General features: G+C 73.9%; 15 protein-coding genes and 1 pseudogene. 4 read left to right on the forward strand and 12 right to left on the reverse strand.

Annotation, left to right across the window (positions count from 1 at the left end; genetic code table 11):
• Positions 1-56: 56 nt before the first annotated feature.
• Positions 57-251 carry a DUF3046 domain-containing protein gene (locus ABZX96_RS16840; protein WP_355544645.1) on the reverse strand — a complete coding sequence of 65 codons (195 nt, stop codon included), beginning with the start codon at positions 249-251 and terminating at the stop codon, positions 57-59.
• Between the two features lie 345 nt (positions 252-596).
• On the opposite strand from ABZX96_RS16840, the gene ABZX96_RS16845 reads away from it, so the two are divergent.
• Both ABZX96_RS16845 and ABZX96_RS16850 read left to right on the forward strand, forming a co-directional pair.
• On the forward strand, positions 597-1013 hold the full coding sequence (locus ABZX96_RS16845; protein ID WP_355544648.1) for a hypothetical protein: 417 nt from the start codon (positions 597-599) through the stop codon (positions 1011-1013).
• Positions 1014-1252: 239 nt separating this feature from the next.
• A complete protein-coding gene (locus ABZX96_RS16850; protein ID WP_355544651.1) occupies positions 1253-2176 on the forward strand; it encodes a hypothetical protein in 924 nt (307 codons plus the stop codon).
• 188 nt (positions 2177-2364) lie between these two features.
• Here ABZX96_RS16850 and ABZX96_RS16855 read toward each other — a convergent pair whose 3' ends face one another.
• The 3 genes and pseudogenes from ABZX96_RS16855 to ABZX96_RS16865 all read right to left on the reverse strand — a co-directional run.
• The gene (locus tag ABZX96_RS16855; RefSeq protein ID WP_355544654.1) at positions 2365-2673 is read right to left on the reverse strand and encodes an AzlD domain-containing protein; all 309 of its coding nucleotides are present in this window, start codon (positions 2671-2673) and stop codon (positions 2365-2367) included.
• Positions 2670-3557, reverse strand: coding sequence for an AzlC family ABC transporter permease (locus ABZX96_RS16860; RefSeq protein ID WP_355544657.1), 888 nt, complete (start codon positions 3555-3557; stop codon positions 2670-2672). The genes ABZX96_RS16855 and ABZX96_RS16860 overlap by 4 nt, the downstream gene beginning before the upstream one ends.
• 242 nt (positions 3558-3799) lie before the next feature.
• Positions 3800-4687: pseudogene (locus ABZX96_RS16865) on the reverse strand (AraC family transcriptional regulator); the annotation flags it as partial.
• 90 nt (positions 4688-4777) lie between these two features.
• Here ABZX96_RS16865 and ABZX96_RS16870 point away from each other — a divergent pair.
• Positions 4778-9532: an ATP-dependent helicase gene (locus ABZX96_RS16870; protein ID WP_355544660.1), complete on the forward strand. Its 4755-nt coding sequence runs from the start codon at positions 4778-4780 to the stop codon at positions 9530-9532.
• A gap of 195 nt (positions 9533-9727) precedes the next feature.
• Positions 9728-10558, forward strand: coding sequence for a DNA-formamidopyrimidine glycosylase family protein (locus tag ABZX96_RS16875; protein ID WP_355544663.1), 831 nt, complete (start codon positions 9728-9730; stop codon positions 10556-10558).
• Positions 10559-10887: 329 nt separating this feature from the next.
• Here ABZX96_RS16875 and ABZX96_RS16880 read toward each other — a convergent pair whose 3' ends face one another.
• From ABZX96_RS16880 to ABZX96_RS16915, 8 genes are all read right to left on the reverse strand, one after another.
• Positions 10888-11115: a hypothetical protein gene (locus ABZX96_RS16880; protein ID WP_355544666.1), complete on the reverse strand. Its 228-nt coding sequence runs from the start codon at positions 11113-11115 to the stop codon at positions 10888-10890.
• A 74-nt stretch (positions 11116-11189) separates the two neighbouring features.
• Entirely contained in the window at positions 11190-12125 is a 936-nt protein-coding gene (locus ABZX96_RS16885; RefSeq protein ID WP_355544669.1) for a GAF and ANTAR domain-containing protein, read from the reverse strand.
• A gap of 145 nt (positions 12126-12270) precedes the next feature.
• The gene (locus ABZX96_RS16890) at positions 12271-12741 is read right to left on the reverse strand and encodes a DNA starvation/stationary phase protection protein (RefSeq protein WP_355544672.1); all 471 of its coding nucleotides are present in this window, start codon (positions 12739-12741) and stop codon (positions 12271-12273) included.
• A 219-nt stretch (positions 12742-12960) separates the two neighbouring features.
• On the reverse strand, positions 12961-13368 hold the full coding sequence (locus ABZX96_RS16895; protein WP_355544675.1) for a helix-turn-helix domain-containing protein: 408 nt from the start codon (positions 13366-13368) through the stop codon (positions 12961-12963).
• A 109-nt stretch (positions 13369-13477) separates the two neighbouring features.
• On the reverse strand, positions 13478-13981 hold the full coding sequence (locus ABZX96_RS16900) for a CinA family protein (RefSeq protein ID WP_355544719.1): 504 nt from the start codon (positions 13979-13981) through the stop codon (positions 13478-13480).
• A gap of 131 nt (positions 13982-14112) precedes the next feature.
• Positions 14113-14772, reverse strand: coding sequence for a CDP-diacylglycerol--glycerol-3-phosphate 3-phosphatidyltransferase (gene pgsA / locus ABZX96_RS16905; RefSeq protein WP_355544678.1), 660 nt, complete (start codon positions 14770-14772; stop codon positions 14113-14115).
• Positions 14769-16271 (reverse strand): 30S ribosomal protein S12 methylthiotransferase RimO, encoded by a 1503-nt coding sequence (gene rimO / locus ABZX96_RS16910; protein ID WP_355544681.1) that lies wholly within the window; start codon positions 16269-16271, stop codon positions 14769-14771. Before rimO ends, pgsA begins: the two co-directional genes overlap by 4 nt.
• 151 nt (positions 16272-16422) lie before the next feature.
• On the reverse strand, positions 16423-17223 hold the full coding sequence (locus tag ABZX96_RS16915; RefSeq protein ID WP_355544684.1) for a helix-turn-helix domain-containing protein: 801 nt from the start codon (positions 17221-17223) through the stop codon (positions 16423-16425).
• Between the last annotated feature and the right edge of the window lie 123 nt (positions 17224-17346).

Raw genomic sequence — 17346 nt, forward strand, 5'->3', positions numbered from 1 at the left:
AGTCCCGCCCCTGCCCCGCTGCCCGCCGCGTCCCGGGCGGACCGGCCGCCGCCGGGTCAGCGCTTGTCGTACGGCACGTCCATCGCCTGGCAGACCGCACGCCACACGCGCTTGGCGTCCCAGCCGGCCTCCAGCGCCTGGTGGACGGTCCGGCCACCGAGTTCGGACATCACGTGATCACGCGCGAAGGAGTCGGCGTACGACTCACCGAAGTGATCCGCCATCCGCTCCCAGAAGACCGTCAACCGCATAATTCCTTCTCCGCCCTCACTCTGACCTGTACGTTTACCTCAGCTCCCGCCCCGGCGTGACCATCAAAGGGCCACCGGGGAGCCCTGAGGAAACACAGCTCGGCCTCGCGTCCCCGCACCGGACATGAAGTGGGTGTGTGTACGGAGAGTAAAGCCCATGCCCGACCGACACCTGCCATTCGCCGGTGACGAGCGGCACCGAGCAGGCACGCCGCAGCCGGCGCGTCCCATGGGGCAAGAGCGGGTTTTCCCGGCCCGGTATTCCGACGACAGGCCGAAAGCGTCCCTGCGGAAGGAACGCCGGACGACGGAGAGAGGCGAAAAGTGCGCACCATACGGAAACACGTGGCGGTCGCGGGACTCGGCGCGACCGCGGTGCTGGGGCTGGGCTGGTACGCGTTCGCCGGGGAAACGCCCCTGCCCAGTACCACGGACCAGGCCCTCCAGCGGAAAGTGGACGCGGCGGTGAGAGGCGCCCCGGCGCCCCTGGCGGCGTTGACCGGTTTCGCCTGGGACCGGGTGTGGATCTTCGCTTACGGAACCGGCGACGACGTGATCTCGGACGCGGTGGGCGATCCGGTCGAGTGGAAGGTCGCCGCCTCCTCGTACACGAGCCCTTCCCTGTGGGTGTTCGGCAAGGACGGAGAGGCGGTGCGCGCCGTCCAATTGGACGCCAACGCGCCGACCTCCGGCAGAAGCTGGACGAAGAGCGTGACGGTCTCGGGAGGGCCCCACCACAACGTCGTGACGTTGTCCGGGTAACCCGTCGACGGCCGGGGCGCAATCAGGCAGTCCCGGAAAGCCACGGACCGCCCCGCGGCGACTCGGCCCTCCCCGGCGACAGTTCAGGTCAAAGGCCCGCCGTCGACGGCCCCCCTCAGGTCGCCCACCGCCATGCAGCCGGCAAACCGTCAACCGCATACCTCCAGCACCCCGCCCCTGAGAGTGCAGCCGACGGCAAGCCGCTGACCGGCCGTGGGCCGGCCCCTACCGTCTCCTGCATGGCCGAAAACGGAGCATCCCCGCTGACCCCGCTGGCCCGTGCCGAGCGCTTCATCTGGCTCACCGCCCGTGTGCTCGAACAGCGCCGCTTCGCCCATCACTTCCGGGACGGTGAGGCGGACGCCGTGCAGACGGCGCTCGCCGCCTACCTCAATGAGGACGGTGGCTACGGCCACGCCCTGCACCCGGAACTGCGCGGTCCGGTCAGCCAGCCGCTGCACACCGCGCACGCGCTGTCCGTTCTGGACCTCATCGGGCGCTGCGGCGGACCGCACATCGAGCGGGTCTGCCGTTATCTGACGCGGGTCTCGACTCCTGATGGCGCTCTGCCCGCCGTGCACCCCTCCTTGCGCGGTCACCCGGCCGCTCCTTGGGTGTCCGTGACGGACGAGCCGCCGAGTTCCCTGCTGACGACGGGCCCGGTGGTGGGGCTGCTGCACCGCAACGCCGTGTGGCACGCCTGGCTCTTCCGGGCCACGGACTTCTGCTGGCAGGCCGTGGAGTCCATGGAGAAGCCCCGTCCTCATGAGGTCCTGGCCGCACTGCACTTCCTGGAGGGGGTCCCGGACCGTCCGCGCGCCGCGGCTGCCGCCCGGCGGCTCGGCACGCTCGTACGGGAGCAGGGGCTGGCCGCCGTCGAGCCGTACGGGACGGCCGGGCTCCCGGCCGCTGAAGGGTGCGTCCCTGGGGAGGCCCACTTCGCGTACGACTTCGCCGCAGCGCCGGGTGCGCCGGCCCGCCGCTGGTTCACCGACGCGGAGATGGACCGAGCGCTGGACCATCTCGCCTCGCTCCAGGAGGACGACGGCGGGTGGCCGGTCACCGGGCGGACGTGGGCGCCGGGCGGCACGCTGGAGTTCCGGCCGGTGATCACGATCCGGTCGTTGCTGACCCTGCGCGCCTACGGGCGGGCGATCGGCTGACGTGCCGTAGGCGCCCTCTGGGGCACCGGCTCCCGTTTGTCCCTTGTGGGGCCTGCGGGGGAGCCTTCGGGTGGGCGCGGGCGCGAGTGCGGGAGCCCGTCAGCCATGAGCGGATGCCCGGCCCGCCATGAGCGGATGCCCGTCCGGCCATGAGGGCTGCCCGCCGTCTCACCGCCCCGGGCCGGGCCTCACCCGCCCAGGGCCCGCACCCCCGCGGTGACGACCACCGCCACCGCGACGACCAGGAGGAACGGTGCCCGCAGCAGCAACGCGAGCGCTGCCGCGCCGACGCCCGCGGCTCGCGCGTCCAGGACGAGGTGGTGCCCGTCGCCGAAGGTCTGCTGGGCGGTCAGCGCCGCCAGCAGGGCCACCGGCAGCAGCGCCGCCAGGCGCTTGACCAGAGGGCGTTCCAGGAGCCCGGCGGGTACGAGGAGCCCGAGGTACTTGACCAGGTAGCAGCCGACGGCGGTGACGCCGATCGCGATCCAGACGTTCACCGCGGGTCCTCCTTGGTGTCCTCGGAAACCTCGCGCCCGTCGGCCGCCATACGGGCGCCGGGCACGCTCTCGGTGGCGGCTTGATGCTGATCCTCTGTGGAGCTCCCGTTCGCCGGGGTGCTCCCAGAGCGGCGCCCTTCGGCCGTACCGGCGTCCCGCCTGCGTCCCGCGACGAAGAGCACGGCGGGCGCGGCGAGCGCCGAGACGAGCACGGGGACGCCCGCGGGCAGCAGCGGCAGCGTCGTCAGGAGCAGGAGGACCGCCAGCCCGGCGGCGGCCCGTTCCACGGTGGACTTCAGCATCGGCGCGAGCAGCGCCAGGAAGACGGCGGGCCCGGCCGCGTCCAGGCCCCAGGCGTCGGTGTCGCCCAGCGCCCCGGCGCCCAGGGCCCCGGCGAGCGTGGTGAGGTTCCACAGGACGTACATCGTGATGCCGGTGACGGTGAAGCCGAGCCGGGCGGTGTGCCGGTCGGGCTGGGTGAGGCTGACGGCGGCGGTCTCGTCGATCACCCAGTGGGCGGCGAATGGTTTCAGCACCGCCCGGAAGCCGAGGAGCCCGGACAGCCGCAGCCCGTAGAAGGCGTTGCGGACGCCCAGGAAGAACGCCCCGGCCGCCGCGGTGAACGGATTGCCGCCCGCGGCCAGCGCGCCCACCAGGGCGAACTGGGAGGCACCGGTGAACACCAGCAGGCTCATCGCGCAGGTCTGCAGCAAGGTGAGGCCCGCGCCCGCCGCCGTCACGCCGAAGGCGAAGCCGGAGAGTCCGACGGCGACGCCGACGCCGAGGGCGTCTCTGACGACGGCGCTGTCGGCCTTGGCCGGGGACCCGGCCGGCGGGGCGGCGCCGGGTCTGGGATCGGTGCGTGTCTCTGTCTGTTCTGCCACGCGCCGGACACTAGGAGGACCGCTCCCTTGCGGTCTTGTACGTTCTTGCGCGCTGTTTGGTCCATGCCTTCGCCCTTGCGCCCCATTTGGTCCGCGCCTTCGCCGCCGGGCCGGGAGGACGCGCCGCCATCGGTGGCCGCGGCGGCGCTCCTGGGGACGATCAGGCCGGTGTCGCCTTGAGGAGCGGCGGTCGCCCCGCGGCTCGTCTGGAGGAACGCGCGCGCCATCTCCTCCGTACGGAGCCGTTCGCGCCGGTAGGCGCCGGGGGGCACGCCGACGATCCGTGTGAAGTGGCGGTTCAGGTGCGGCTGGTCGGTGAAGCCGACCGCGAGGGCGGCGTCGGCGGGCGCCGTCCCGGCGTCCAGGAGGAGGCGGGCGCGGCGCACCCGGGCGTCAGTGAGCCAGGTGTGCGGGGGCATTCCGTACGCCTCCTTGAAGGCGCGCAGCAGGGCGAACGGGCCGGTGCCCAGGTGCCGGGCCAGTTCCTCCAGGGTCGGCGGGTCGGTCATCCGCTCCATCAGGACGGCCTGGGCGCGGGCGGCGGTGCGCGCGCCCGCCGTGCGGGGCGTACGGGCCGGGAGCGGGCCGCCGTAGTGGCGCAGCAGGCGGGCGACGGCGACGCGCAGCAGGCTGTCGGCGGCCAGCGCGTTGCCCTCCTCGGCCGCCAGGTGCACGGCGTGGATCAGGTCGGCGGCGTGCGGGTCGGCCGCGACGGTCGTGGTGAACCCGGCGGTGCCGCGCAGGGTGCCGGTTTCGGCGGCGATCTCGGCGACCATCGTGGCGGAGGGGTAGAGCGTGGAGTAGACCCAGCCTTCGGGGGCGCCGGCGCGGGCGGTGTGCGGCACCTCGGGGTTGATCATGACGATGCTGCCGCGCCCGGCCCGTTCGCCGCCTCCGGGCAGCCCGATCTCCTCGATCCCGTCGATGACGGCGGCGACGGTGTACCCGTCGTGCGAGTGGCGCGGGAAGGCGTGCCGGACATAACGGGCGCGCAGCAGGTCCAGGTCCGGCAGCCCGGCGTACCGCCAGTGCCGCGCCCACTCGCGCGGCGCCGGCCCGCCCGCCGCGCGGCCGGGATCGCCGGCGCCCGCCGCGCCCCCGTCCGCCGCTCGCCCTCCGCCCCTGCCCATGACTCCATTGTGCGCCCGCTGTCAGGCCGCTGACCTGCGCGTCCGGCCCGTGGACAGGGGATTGTCAGTGGCCCGGTGCAGGATGGGGACATGACTCGGAGCAGCGCGGCGCTCGACGCCTTCTCCCCCGCCACCCGCGCGTGGTTCACCGGCGCGTTCCCCGCGCCCACCGCGGCGCAGGAGGGCGCCTGGGGTGCCATCGGCGCGGGGTCGGACGTCCTGGTCGTCGCGCCGACCGGCTCCGGCAAGACGCTCGCCGCCTTCCTCGCGTCGCTGGACCGCCTGGCCGCGACGCCCCCGCCCGCCGACCCCAAGAAGCGCTGCCGGGTGCTCTACGTCTCCCCGCTCAAGGCGCTGGCCGTCGATGTGGAGCGCAACCTGCGCAGTCCGCTGACGGGCATCCGGCAGGAGTCCGTACGCCTGGGGCTGCCCGAGCCGGACGTCCGGGTGGGCATCCGCTCCGGGGACACCCCCGCCGCCGAGCGCCGTTCGCTCGCCAACCGCCCGCCGGACATCCTGATCACGACGCCCGAGTCGCTGTTCCTGATGCTGACGTCCACGGCGCGGGAGGCGCTCACCGGCGTCGAGACCGTGATCCTGGACGAGGTGCACGCCGTCGCCGGGACGAAGCGCGGCGCCCACCTGGCCCTCTCCCTGGAACGGCTGGACGAGCTGCTGGACCGCCCCGCCCGCCGGATCGGCCTGTCGGCGACGGTCCGGCCGGTGGAGGAGGTCGCCCGGTTCCTCTCCCCGCAGCGGCGGGTGGAGATCGTCCAGCCGCCGTCGGGCAAGGAGTTCGACCTGTCCGTGGTCGTCCCGGTGGAGGATCTGGGCGAGCTGGGCGGCTCCCCCGTCCAGGAGGGCGAGACCGGCGAGAAGCCCTCCATCTGGCCGCACGTGGAGGAGCGGATCGCCGACCTGGTGCAGGCCCACCGCTCCACGATCGTCTTCGCCAACTCCCGCCGCCTCGCCGAGCGGCTGTGCAACCGGCTGAACGAGATCGCCTACGAACGCGCCACCGGCGAGCCGCTGCCCGAGCACCACTCCCCCGCCGAGCTGATGGCCGAGTCGGGCGCGGCGCGCGGGGCGCCCGCCCTGATGGCCCGCGCCCACCACGGCTCGGTCTCCAAGGAGCAGCGCGCCCAGGTGGAGGAGGACCTCAAGGCGGGCCGGCTGCCCGCCGTGGTCGCCACCTCCAGCCTGGAGCTGGGCATCGACATGGGCGCGGTGGATCTGGTCGTCCAGGTCGAGTCGCCGCCGTCGGTGGCCTCCGGGCTGCAGCGCGTGGGCCGCGCGGGCCACCAGGTGGGCGCGGTGTCCACCGGTGTCGTCTTCCCCAAGTACCGCGGCGATCTGGTGCAGGCCGCCGTGGTCACCGAACGGATGCGGACGGGCGCCATCGAGGCGCTGCGCGTCCCCGCCAACCCGCTGGACGTGCTCGCCCAGCAGATCGTGGCCATGGCCGCGATGGACACCTGGGACGTGGCGGAGCTGCTGGCCGTGGTGCGCCGCGCCGCGCCGTTCGCCGCCCTCCCGGAGTCGGCGTTCACCGGCGTGGTGGACATGCTCGCGGGCCGCTATCCTTCCGACGCCTTCGCCGAGCTGCGGCCCCGGGTGGTGTGGGACCGCGTGGCCCAGACGATCACCGGCCGGCCGGGTGCCCAGCGGCTGGCGGTCACCTCCGGCGGCACGATCCCCGACCGCGGCCTGTTCGGGGTCTTCCTCGCCGGCGCCGACCCGAAGAAGGGCGGCGGCCGGGTCGGGGAGCTGGACGAGGAGATGGTCTACGAGTCCCGCGTCGGCGACGTCTTCACCCTCGGCACGACCTCCTGGCGCATCGAGGACATCACGCGGGACCGCGTCCTGGTCTCTCCCGCCCCCGGCGTGCCCGGCCGGCTGCCCTTCTGGAAGGGCGATCAGCTCGGCCGCCCCCTGGAGCTGGGCCGCGCGCTCGGCGCCTTCCTGCGCGAGATCGGCGCGCTGGCGCCGGAGGCCGCCCGCGCCCGGCTGACGGCGGCGGGCCTGGACGACTGGGCGGCGGGCAACGTCCTGAGCTACCTCGCCGAGCAGCGCGAGTCCTGCGGGCACGTCCCCGACGACCGCACCATCGTCGTCGAGCGGTTCCGGGACGAGCTGGGCGACTGGCGGGTCGTGGTGCACTCCCCCTTCGGCGCGCAGGTGCACGCCCCGTGGGCGCTCGCCCTGGGCGCCCGCCTCTCGGAGCGCTACGGCATGGACGCCCAGGTCATGCACGCCGACGACGGCATCGTGCTGCGGCTGCCGGACGCCGACCTGATGGGCCTGGACCTGCTGGACACCGAGGGCGACCCGGCCGCGCGCGGCGCGGAGTACGACCCGGAGCAGGCCCCCGTCGGCGCCGCCGACGTCGCCTTCGACCGCGGCGAGATCGACCGGGTGGTCACCGACCAGGTGGGCGGCTCCGCCCTGTTCGCCGCCCGGTTCCGCGAGTGCGCCGCCCGCGCCCTGCTGCTGCCCCGCCGCAACCCCGGCAAGCGCACGCCCCTGTGGCAGCAGCGCCAGCGCGCCTCCCAGCTCCTCCAGGTGGCGGGCGAGTTCGGCTCGTTCCCGATCGTCCTGGAGGCCGTCCGCGAATGCCTCCAGGACGTCTTCGACGTGCCGGGCCTGACGGAGCTGATGGGCGACATCGAGGCACGCCGGGTGCGCCTGGTGGAGGTCACCACCCCCGAGCCGTCCCCGTTCGCCCGCTCCCTCCTGTTCGGCTACGTCGCGCAGTTCCTGTACGAGGGCGACTCCCCGCTGGCCGAGCGCCGCGCCGCCGCCCTGTCCCTGGACTCCCGCCTGCTGGCCGAGCTGCTGGGCCAGGCCGAGCTGCGCGAACTGCTGGACGCCGACGTCCTGGCCGAACTGGAACGCGAGCTCCAGTGGCTCACCGACGACCGCCGCGTCAAGGACGCCGAGGGCGTGGCCGACCTGCTGCGGCTGCTGGGCCCGCTCACCGACGCCGAACTGGCCGAGCGCGGCGCCGACCCCGGCTGGGCCAAGGAACTGGCCGGCGCCCGCCGCGCCATCTCCGTGCGCATCGCCGGTCAGGACCACTGGGCCGCCATCGAGGACGCCGGCCGGCTCCGCGACGCGCTGGGCACCGCGCTCCCCGTGGGCGTCCCGGAATCGTTCACCGAGCCCGTCAAGGACCCCCTCGGCGACCTGCTGTCCCGGTACGCCCGCACGCACGGGCCGTTCACCTCCGAGCAGGCGGCCCGCCGCTTCGGCCTGGGCATCGCCGTCACCGACGGCGCGCTGCACCGCCTCACGGCGAGCGGCCGGATCGTCCAGGGCGAGTTCCACCCGTCCGGCGTGGGCCAGGAGTGGTGCGACGCCCAGGTGCTGCGCCGCCTGCGCCGCCGCTCCCTGGCGGCGCTGCGCCACGAGCTGGAGCCGGTGCCGCCCGCCACCCTCGCCGCCTTCCTGCCGCAGTGGCAGCACCTGGGCGCCCACACCCTGCGCGGCATCGACGGACTGGTGCGCGTCGTCGAGCAGTTGCAGGGCGCCCCGGTCCCCGCCTCCGCCCTGGAGAAACTCGTCCTGCCCTCTCGTGTGAGCGACTACGGACCGGCGCTGCTGGACGAACTCACCGCCACCGGCGAGGTCCTGTGGGCCGGCGCCGGCGCGCTGCCCGGCAAGGACGGCTGGATCTCCCTCTACCCCGCCGACGCCGCGCCCCTCCTGCTGCCGCCCCCGCACCCACTGGAACTGACAGCCCTCCACGAGTCCGTGCTCCAGGCCCTCGCGCCCGGGTACGGCCTGTTCTTCCGTCAGATCGCCGATCAGGTGCGCGCCACCACCCACCCCGAGTGCACCGATCCCCAACTGGCCGACGTCATCTGGGACCTGGCCTGGTCCGGCCGCCTGACCAACGACACCCTCGCGCCGCTCCGCGCCCTCCTCGGCTCGGGCCGCACGGCCGGGGCCACCGCGCACCGCGCCAAACGGGCCACCGCCCGCGGCCGGTACGGCACCCTCACCGCCGCCACCGGGCGCACCGGCCGCCCCACCGCGTCCCGCTCCGGCCCGCCCACCGTCTCCGGCCGCTGGTCCCTGCTGCCCGCCCCGGAGCCCGACCCCACCCACCGGGCGCACGCCCTGGCCCGCACGCTCCTGGACCGCCACGGCGTCGTCACCCGCGGCGCGGTCGCCGCCGAGGGCGTCGAGGGCGGGTTCTCCGCCGCGTACCGGGTGCTGTCCGTCTTCGAGGAGACCGGCCAGGCCCGCCGCGGCTACGTCGTGGAGGGGCTGGGCGCCGCCCAGTTCGCGATGGAGGGCGCGGTGGACCGGCTGCGCGCCGTGGGCAACCAGCGCGACCGCGCCGCCGGCGCCCCCGTCCCGGACGCCGACCCGTGGCAGACCGGCGCGCCCGTCCCCGGCACCGACCCGTGGCAGACGCGCGGCCGGCGCCCCGCTCCGCCCCGCACCATCGTTCTCGCCGCCGCCGACCCGGCGAACGCGTACGGGGCCGCGCTCCCCTGGCCCGAGCCCCCCGGCGGCTCCACCCACAAGCCCGGCCGCAAAGCCGGCTCCCTCGTGGTCCTGGTCGACGGCGAACTGACCCTCTACATGGAACGCGGCGGCAAGACCCTCCTGGTCTGGGGCCTGCCGGAGGACGGGACCGGCCCGGCGGACGACCCGGCCGGCGACCGCCCGCGCCAGGCCCTGGAGGCGCTCGCCGCCGCGGCGCGCGCGGGCGCCCTCGGCACGATCACCGTCGAACGCGTCAACGGCACCGCCGCCCTCACCTCCCCCCTGGCCACCCTGGTGGAGGCCGCCGGGTTCCACCCGACACCCCGGGGGTTCCGCCTACGACCTTGAGGAGGCGACAGGCCTGAAGGAGGCAAGCCGGAAGGAGCCAAACCAGAAGGAGACAGACGAGACAGGTCAGAACAAGACAGGCCACGGCGAGTCAGACCGGAACGCGGCAGAGCAGGACACGGCAGGCCAGGACGCGGCACCAACGGCCCGCAGGCCCGGGCCCAACACACCCAGCCGCCCGGGCATCATGGCCTCATGCCCGAAGGTGACACGGTCTGGCGCGCTGCCCACCGGCTCCACGACGCCCTGGCGGCCAAACCGCTGACCCGCTCCGACCTCCGCGTCCCCCGCCTCGCCACCACAGACCTCACCGGCCGCACAGTCCTGGAGGTGGTCCCCAGGGGCAAGCACCTCCTGACCCGCCTCGAAGGAGGCCTGACCCTCCACTCGCACCTGCGGATGGACGGCGCCTGGCAGGTCTACCGCGCGGACGAACGCTGGCGCGGCGGCCCCGCCCACCAGATCCGGGCCGTCCTGGGCACCGCCGACCGCACCGCGGTCGGCTACCGCCTCCCCGTCCTGGAACTCCTGCGGACAGCGGAGGAGGACACGGTCGTCGGCCACCTGGGCCCCGACCTGCTGGGCCCGGACTGGGACCCGGCCGAGGCCCGGCGCCGCCTGCTCGCGGACCCCGGCCGCACGGTCGGCGAAGCGCTCCTGGACCAGCGCAATCTGGCCGGCATCGGCAACGTCTACAAAAGCGAGCTGTGCTTCCTGCTCCGCGTCTCCCCCTGGCTCCCCGTCGGCCGCCTCCCCGACCCCGACCGGGCCCTGACCCTGGCCAGGAAGCTGCTGGAGGCCAACAAGAACCGGGCGGCCCGGGTCACCACCCCCAGCGCCCGCCCCGACCGCCGCCTGTGGGTCTACGGCCGCGCGGGGCAACCCTGCCACCGTTGCGGCACCACCATCCGCGGCGCCGACCAGGGCCCGGCCACCCAGGAACGCGTCACCTTCTGGTGCCCGTCCTGCCAACCGGCACCCGAAAACCTCCCCGGCACGACGCAACCCCCGTCTCCGTACGCCTGACCAGCCGGCAAGCCCGGCGAGACCGCGTCCCCACCGGCCCTCACAGGCGCCCAGGGCCTCACACGAGCGCCCGGCCCCACCACAAGCCCCCGCCCGGCCGCCTCCCCAGCCCGCTCATCGCCACCGGCTCAAGCCCCACCCACCACAGCAGCCACTCCACCCCCGTCCCGCAGGCGCCCAAGACCCCACGCACAAACGCACAAACCTCCCGCCCGCACCACAAACGCCCGCCCTACCCGGCCGCCTCCCCAGCCCGCTCATCACCACCGGCTCAAGCCCCACCCACCACAGCAGCCACTCCACCCCCGCCCCCACCACGAACGCCCGCCCTACCCGGCCGCCTCCCCAGCCCGCTCATCGCCACCGGCCTCGGCCACCTCGTCCACCACGTCAGTCACCCCACCGCCCCCTCCCACCGGCTCCCGCCTCGGCACGCAGTGCACCGGCAACAGGCTCAGCCCCCAGCCCCCGGCCGCCACCACACCCTCGACCACTCCCGAGGCCTCCGGCCACAGCACCCACCGCGTCACGGCCCACCACCACAGCCCCCCGGACACCGCAGCCACCACCCACCGCGCGCCCGACCACCGAGGACCGCCCGCACGCCGGAGCCCGGGGCCCCTCCCGGCCCTCAGCCCGTCCCCCCGCCGCTTCCCCTGATCCGTCCCCCCACCTCGCCGTCCAGCGCCGCCACGTCGAACGCGCCGTCGGTGATCTCACGGGCCAGGTCCACCAGGCGTACCCCGTCCCGCCGGGAACGGTCCTGGAGCGCCTGGAAGGCGTCGCCGGTCCGCACGTCCATGTGCGCGGCCACTTCGGTGACGGCCCGCTCGACGAGCGACCGGCTGCTCCCGACGGCCCGGAGCTGTTCCTTCAGCGCGTCCTCCCCGTCCGCCGCGCCCTGCGAGACCAGCCCCACGGTCGTGAGATCGGCGAACGCCTGGGCCGTCCGCAGTTCCGCGTCACCGGCCGCCCGCGGTCGCGGGTGCATCATGTTGAGCGTCCCGACGACCCGGTTCCGCAGCCGCATCGGGACGGCGGAGAGGGAGCGGTAGCCGTGCGCACGGGCCAGCGGGGTGAACGCCGGCCAGCGGGCCTCGTTCTCCAGGTCCGCCGAGAACTGGACCTCGCCCGTGCGGTAGCAGTCCAAACAGGGGCCCTGCCCGCTCTGGATCTCCCGCAGGTCGAGCTCACGCGCCCGTTCGTCGGAGGTCGCCATGACGACGAGCTTGCCCTGGGGGTCGGCGAGCATGACCCCGCTGGACCGCGCTCCCAGGGCGGTCACGCAGTGCAAGGTCAGTGTGGACAGCAGGTCGATCGCGTCGATGTCGGCGACCAGCGCCTCGGCGAGCCCCACGAAGGCACGCGCGACGCCCTCGTCGTGTCCGTCACCCGCCTCACGCGCGACAGGAACCTCGTGCCCGCCACCCGCCTCACGCCCGGTATGCCCCTCGTGCACGGCACCCGTCTCACGCGCGGCGCGTCCCTCACGCGCGGCGCGTCCCTCACGCACGGCGGGCGCCTCGTGCGCGGCGCGCTCTCCGTGCTCGTTTCGGACCTCGCCCATTCGTCCACCGTAAGCGTTCCGTGACCGCGCCGCCACGCCATGGCGGCGGCCCGCGTCGGCACCCCTTCGGGCGCGACACGGGCCGGGCCGCCGCTCCGGGCGCCGTCGTCGCTCACCGCTCCACGGCGATCGGCGACGGCTCCGCTCAGGCGGCCTCCGCCTGGAACATCCAGTGGTGCTTCTCCAGGTCCGCGGTCACCCCGATGAGGATGTCCTGCGTGACGGGATCGGGCTCGTCCGTGACCTCGATCCGCTCCCGCATCCGGGTGATGACCGCGCCCAGGCCGTCCACCAGGTACTGGACCACGTCGGCGTCCTTGATCCAGCCCTCCGGCGCGGCCTTGATGCCGCTGCTGCCGGCGAGCGTCGCCGCGCGGCCGTCCGGGTTGACCCCGATGGCCGAGGCGCGTTCGGCGACGGTGTCCGCGTGCTGGCGGGCGGTGGCCACCACGTCGTCGAGCTGGAGGTGGACCGACCGGAAGCGGGGGCCGACGACGTTCCAGTGGACCTGCTTGGCCACGAGCGAGAGGTCGACCAGGTCGACGAGCGCTCCCTGGAGGGCGTCCCCGACGGTCTTGCGGTCGGCGTCGGACAGCGTGCTCTTGACGACAGACATCGTTTGCTCCTTTTCCAGGCATTCAAGCGAATGGTCCGATTTGCCCATTCTACAAGCCATCAGCCCTGTCCGAGGAGCGGCTACCCAGCGCGGGTCCCTCGATGCCCGGCTTCGCCGGGCGCCTCCCCCGCCCCACGCCGAGAGCCCCGTCCGCTGGTGCGGACGGGGCTCCGGTGAAGTCTGTGGGGGAGTCTGCCGAGGAGGAGCGGCGGAGGAGCGTCAGGCCGCGACCACGTCCACGGCCTCGGCCGGGGCCTTGATCGACACCCGGTCCTCCGGTACGCCCTTCAGGGACGTCACCTGGGAGGTCACCGACGAGGTCACGGGCAGGGCGTTGAACTTGTGGCGGACCGGTGCCGGCACCGGCTCGCCCACGGCCGCCGAGCGCGCCAGCTCCGCCAGCGCCAGCTCGTCGCTGACCTCGCGCATCAGCTCGGACATCGGCACGTCCAGCGCGTCGCAGATCGCCGAGAGCAACTCGGAGGACGCCTCCTTCTGCCCTCGCTCGACCTCGGACAGGTACCCGAGCGACACCCGGGCGGAGGAGGAGACCTCGCGCAGGGTGCGGCCTTGGCGCTGACGCTGTCGGCGCAGCACGTCACCCAGCAGGCGACGAAGCAGAATCATCGCTGGCTCCCTCCTCGGACCTCGCATCCGGATCCTTCTCGCCCCACCGTACCGCCTTGCGCCTCGGCCGTGCGGGGCACGAGTACGTGTTCACTCAGGGCTGCAAACATCAATTCCCCCCGTGTTGTTCCGTATCCTTTGCCCGCGCATTTTCCGTCAGCTCGTTCAGCAGCAACTCGACCGCCATTCGGACGCTGCTCGCGCGGATGCGGTGCCGATCACCGTCCAGCGCCAACCGTCGTACGCCGCCCGCACCGTCCGGCCCCTGGACCGCGACGAAGACGGTGCCCACGGGCTGCCCGTCTTGGGGCGCCGGACCGGCCACCCCTGTAGTGGCGATACCCCAGTCGGCGCCCAGCACACGCCGTACGCCGTCCGCCATCTGGCGGGCCACCTCGCCGTCCACGGCGCCGCGCGCGGCCAGCAGCGCCCCGTCCACGCCCAGGACCTGCGCTTTCAGCTCGGTCGCGTACGCCGTGACCGAGCCGCGGAAGACCCGTGACGCGCCGGGCACCGCGGTCAGCGCCCCCGCGAGCAGGCCGCCGGTCAGCGACTCCGCCACGGCCAGGCTCTCCCCGCGGGCCACCAGCGCCGCCAGCGCCCCGGCCGCCACCTCCGTGGGGTCTTCGAAGGCGGCATCCGCTCCGGTGGGTCCGTTCCGAGCGGAATCCGTCCCTCCGGTCACGGCGGGCCGGCGGTCCTCGCGTCCCGCCTCCGTCCCGCCGTCGCGGTCACCGCCCCGCGTCACACCGCTCCCCGCTCCGCGCGCTCGCGCGCCGCGGCCCGTTCCCGCGCCAGCCCGGCCCGGCGCAGTACGACCGCCTGCCGGACGTAGTCCAGTCCGGTGACCACCGTGAGCACCACGGCCACCGCCATCACCCACCACCGGAAGGTGGCGAGCGCGCCGTTCAGCGCGAGCACGTACATGCCCACGGCCGTGCCCTGCGCCAATGTCTTGATCTTGCCGCCCCGACTGGCCGGAATCACTCCATGCTTGATCACCCAGAAGCGCATCAGCGTGATGCCCAGCTCCCGGAAGAGGATGACCGCGGTCACCCACCACGGCAGGTCGTCCAGCACCGACAGGCAGATCAGGCCCGACGCCATGATCGCTTTGTCCGCGATCGGATCGGCGATCTTCCCGAAGTCCGTGACCAGGTTGTACTGCCGCGCCAGATGTCCGTCGAACACGTCCGTGATCATGGCGATGGCGAACGCGGCCCACGCGAAGGACCGCCACATCGGGTCGTACCCGTCGCCGTGCATCAGCAGCAGGACGAACGCCGGTACGAGCAGCAGCCGCACCATGGTCAGCACGTTGGCGATGTTCCACAGCCCGGCCTGCCGGACGGCCGACACCGGTCGTGGCCCGCCGGTTGCGGCGGAAGCCGGGACTCCGCTCATCTGCCCGCCTCCTCGGAACACGGTGCACTGCCCGCCGGCAGCACTTCGGTGACCTCGGCGAGAAGATCCACGCCCTCGCTCGCCACGACCTTTGCCACGACCATACGGCCCGGAGCGAGGTCGTGGACATCACGCAGGAGCGTCACGCCGTCGGTCTCCGGTGCCTGGTGGGCGGCCCGTCCGACGACACCGTCCTCGTCGTCCACCCGGTCGACCAGCACCTCGACCGTCTCGCCCAGCCGCTCCTCGGCGCGCTGCGCGGTCAGCTCCTCGGCGAGCCGGGACAGCCGGGCCAGCCGCTCGGCGACCACCTCGGGGTCCACCTTGTTCTCGTAGCCGGCGGCCTCGGTGCCGTCCTCGTCCGAGTAGCCGAAGACGCCGATGGCGTCCAGCCGGGCCGCGCCGAGGAAGCGTTCCAGCTCGGCGAAGTCCGCCTCGGTCTCCCCGGGGAAGCCGACGATGAAGTTGGAGCGGGCGCCGGCTTCGGGCGCCTTCGTACGGATCTGGGCCAGCAGGTCCAGGAAGCTGTCGGTGTCACCGAACCGCCGCATCGCGCGCAGCACCTGCGGTGCCGAGTGCTGGAAGGACAGGTCGAAGTAGGGCACGACCTTGTCGGTTCCGGTCAGGACGTCGATCAGACCCGGTCGCATCTCGGCGGGCTGGAGGTAGCTGACGCGGACCCGCTCGATGCCGTCCACCGCCGCGAGCTCGGGCAGCAGGGTCTCCAGCAGGCGGATGTCGCCGAGGTCCTTGCCGTAGGAGGTGTTGTTCTCGGAGACCAGCATGACCTCCTTCACGCCCTGCTCGGCCAGCCAGCGCGTCTCGCCCAGCACGTCGGAGGGGCGCCGCGAGATGAAGGAGCCGCGGAAGGAGGGGATGGCGCAGAAGGAGCAGCGCCGGTCGCAGCCGGAGGCGAGCTTGACCGAGGCCACCGGGCTGGTGCCGAGCCGGCGCCGCAGCGGGGCGCGCGGGCCGGAGGCGGGCGCCAGGCCCTCCGGAAGATCGGCGGGGCCCTCCTCGGGCGCGGCCTGCGCGTGACCGGGCAGCGCCACCCCGGTGACGGCCTGCCGCTCCGCGGGGCTGATCGGCAGCAGCTTGCGGCGGTCACGCGGCGTGTGCGAAGCGTGCACACCGCCGGCCAGGATCGTGCGCAGCCGGTCGGAGATGTCGTTGTAGTCGTCGAAACCGAGCACACCGTCGGCCTCGGGGAGCGCCTCGGCCAGCTCCTTGCCGTACCGCTCGGCCATGCACCCGACGGCGACCACCGCCTGGGTCCGGCCGTGATCCTTCAGGTCGTTGGCCTCCAGGAGGGCGTCGACGGAGTCCTTCTTGGCGGCCTCGACGAATCCGCAGGTGTTGACGACCGCGACATCCGCGTCGGCGGCGTCCTCGACGAGCTGCCAGCCGTCCGCTGCCAGGCGGCCTGCGAGCTCCTCCGAGTCCACCTCGTTACGGGCGCAGCCAAGAGTGACAAGGGCGACGGTACGGCGTTCGGGCATGGGGCTCAGCCTACTTCGTCCCGGGACCGTCCATCGCTGGCAGGGTTGAGTGCCCCTTCCCACACTCGCGGGTTTCCAGGCCGTCAGCCGCCCCCCAGGCCCCCCGCCGGCGCGTGGACCCCGGCGCCCCCGGAGTCCGTCCGCGACCGGATCAGCCCGCCTGCGGGTCCCCCGGCGTGTAGCTCAGCCGCTCCACGGCGCCCTTGTCGCCCACCTGCTTGATCTCCTTGCCGTTGACGTAGAGCTGGACGGCACCGGCGTTGCCCAGGACCAGGTCGATCCGCTTCTCGTCGGTGAAGGTGCGGGACTGCCCCTGGCGCAGCAGCCCGTCCTCCAGCAGCCGTCCGTTGGCGTCCTTGGCGGAGATCCAGCTCTGCCCGTCCCGCGCGGTGATCTTGATGGTGACCTTGTCCTTCGGGAGCGCGGCGATGGCGCTGTCGGACGGCTCCGGCTTGGGGTCGGCCGTCCTGGCGGGCGCGGAGGTGGTGGGCGCCGGCTCCGCGCCGGCCGTCTCCCCGGCCCGGGCCGCGTCGTCGCGCTTGCCGCCGTCGTGGAACAGGGTGAAGCCGACGAACCCGACGATGGCCACGATCGCCGCCACCATCGCGGCCGTCCAGTTGGGCCGCCGCCGCTCCGGCCGGATCCGCTCGGCCTCGAAGAGCGGCGCGGCGGCGGTCGGCGCCGGCCGGCCCCCGCGCTCGGCGTCGAACCGCTCGATCAACGGCTCCGGGTCCAGCCCCACCGCGCGGGCGAGCGTCCGCAGGTGCCCCCGGGCGTAGACGTCGCCACCGCAGCGCGAGAAGTCGTCCTGCTCGATCGCCTGGACGATGGGAATCCGTACCCGCGTGGCCGTACTGACCTCGTCGACGGTCAGCCCCGCGGCGATACGGGCCTGCTGGATGACGCGGCCGATGGAAGGCCGGTCCTCTTGGGGGGAGTTGCCGATGGACACGGGGGCGCCTTTCGAGCGTGTAGCCACCTGCTGGAGGTTCAGTCTAGGGGTGGAACGAAAGGGTCGGGCAAGCGGGAAGACGGACTTTGTACGCCATCGGAAGCGACCGGACACCGCGCCACG

This window comes from Streptomyces sp. NPDC003077 (genome assembly GCF_040611095.1).
Taxonomy (GTDB): domain Bacteria; phylum Actinomycetota; class Actinomycetes; order Streptomycetales; family Streptomycetaceae; genus Streptomyces.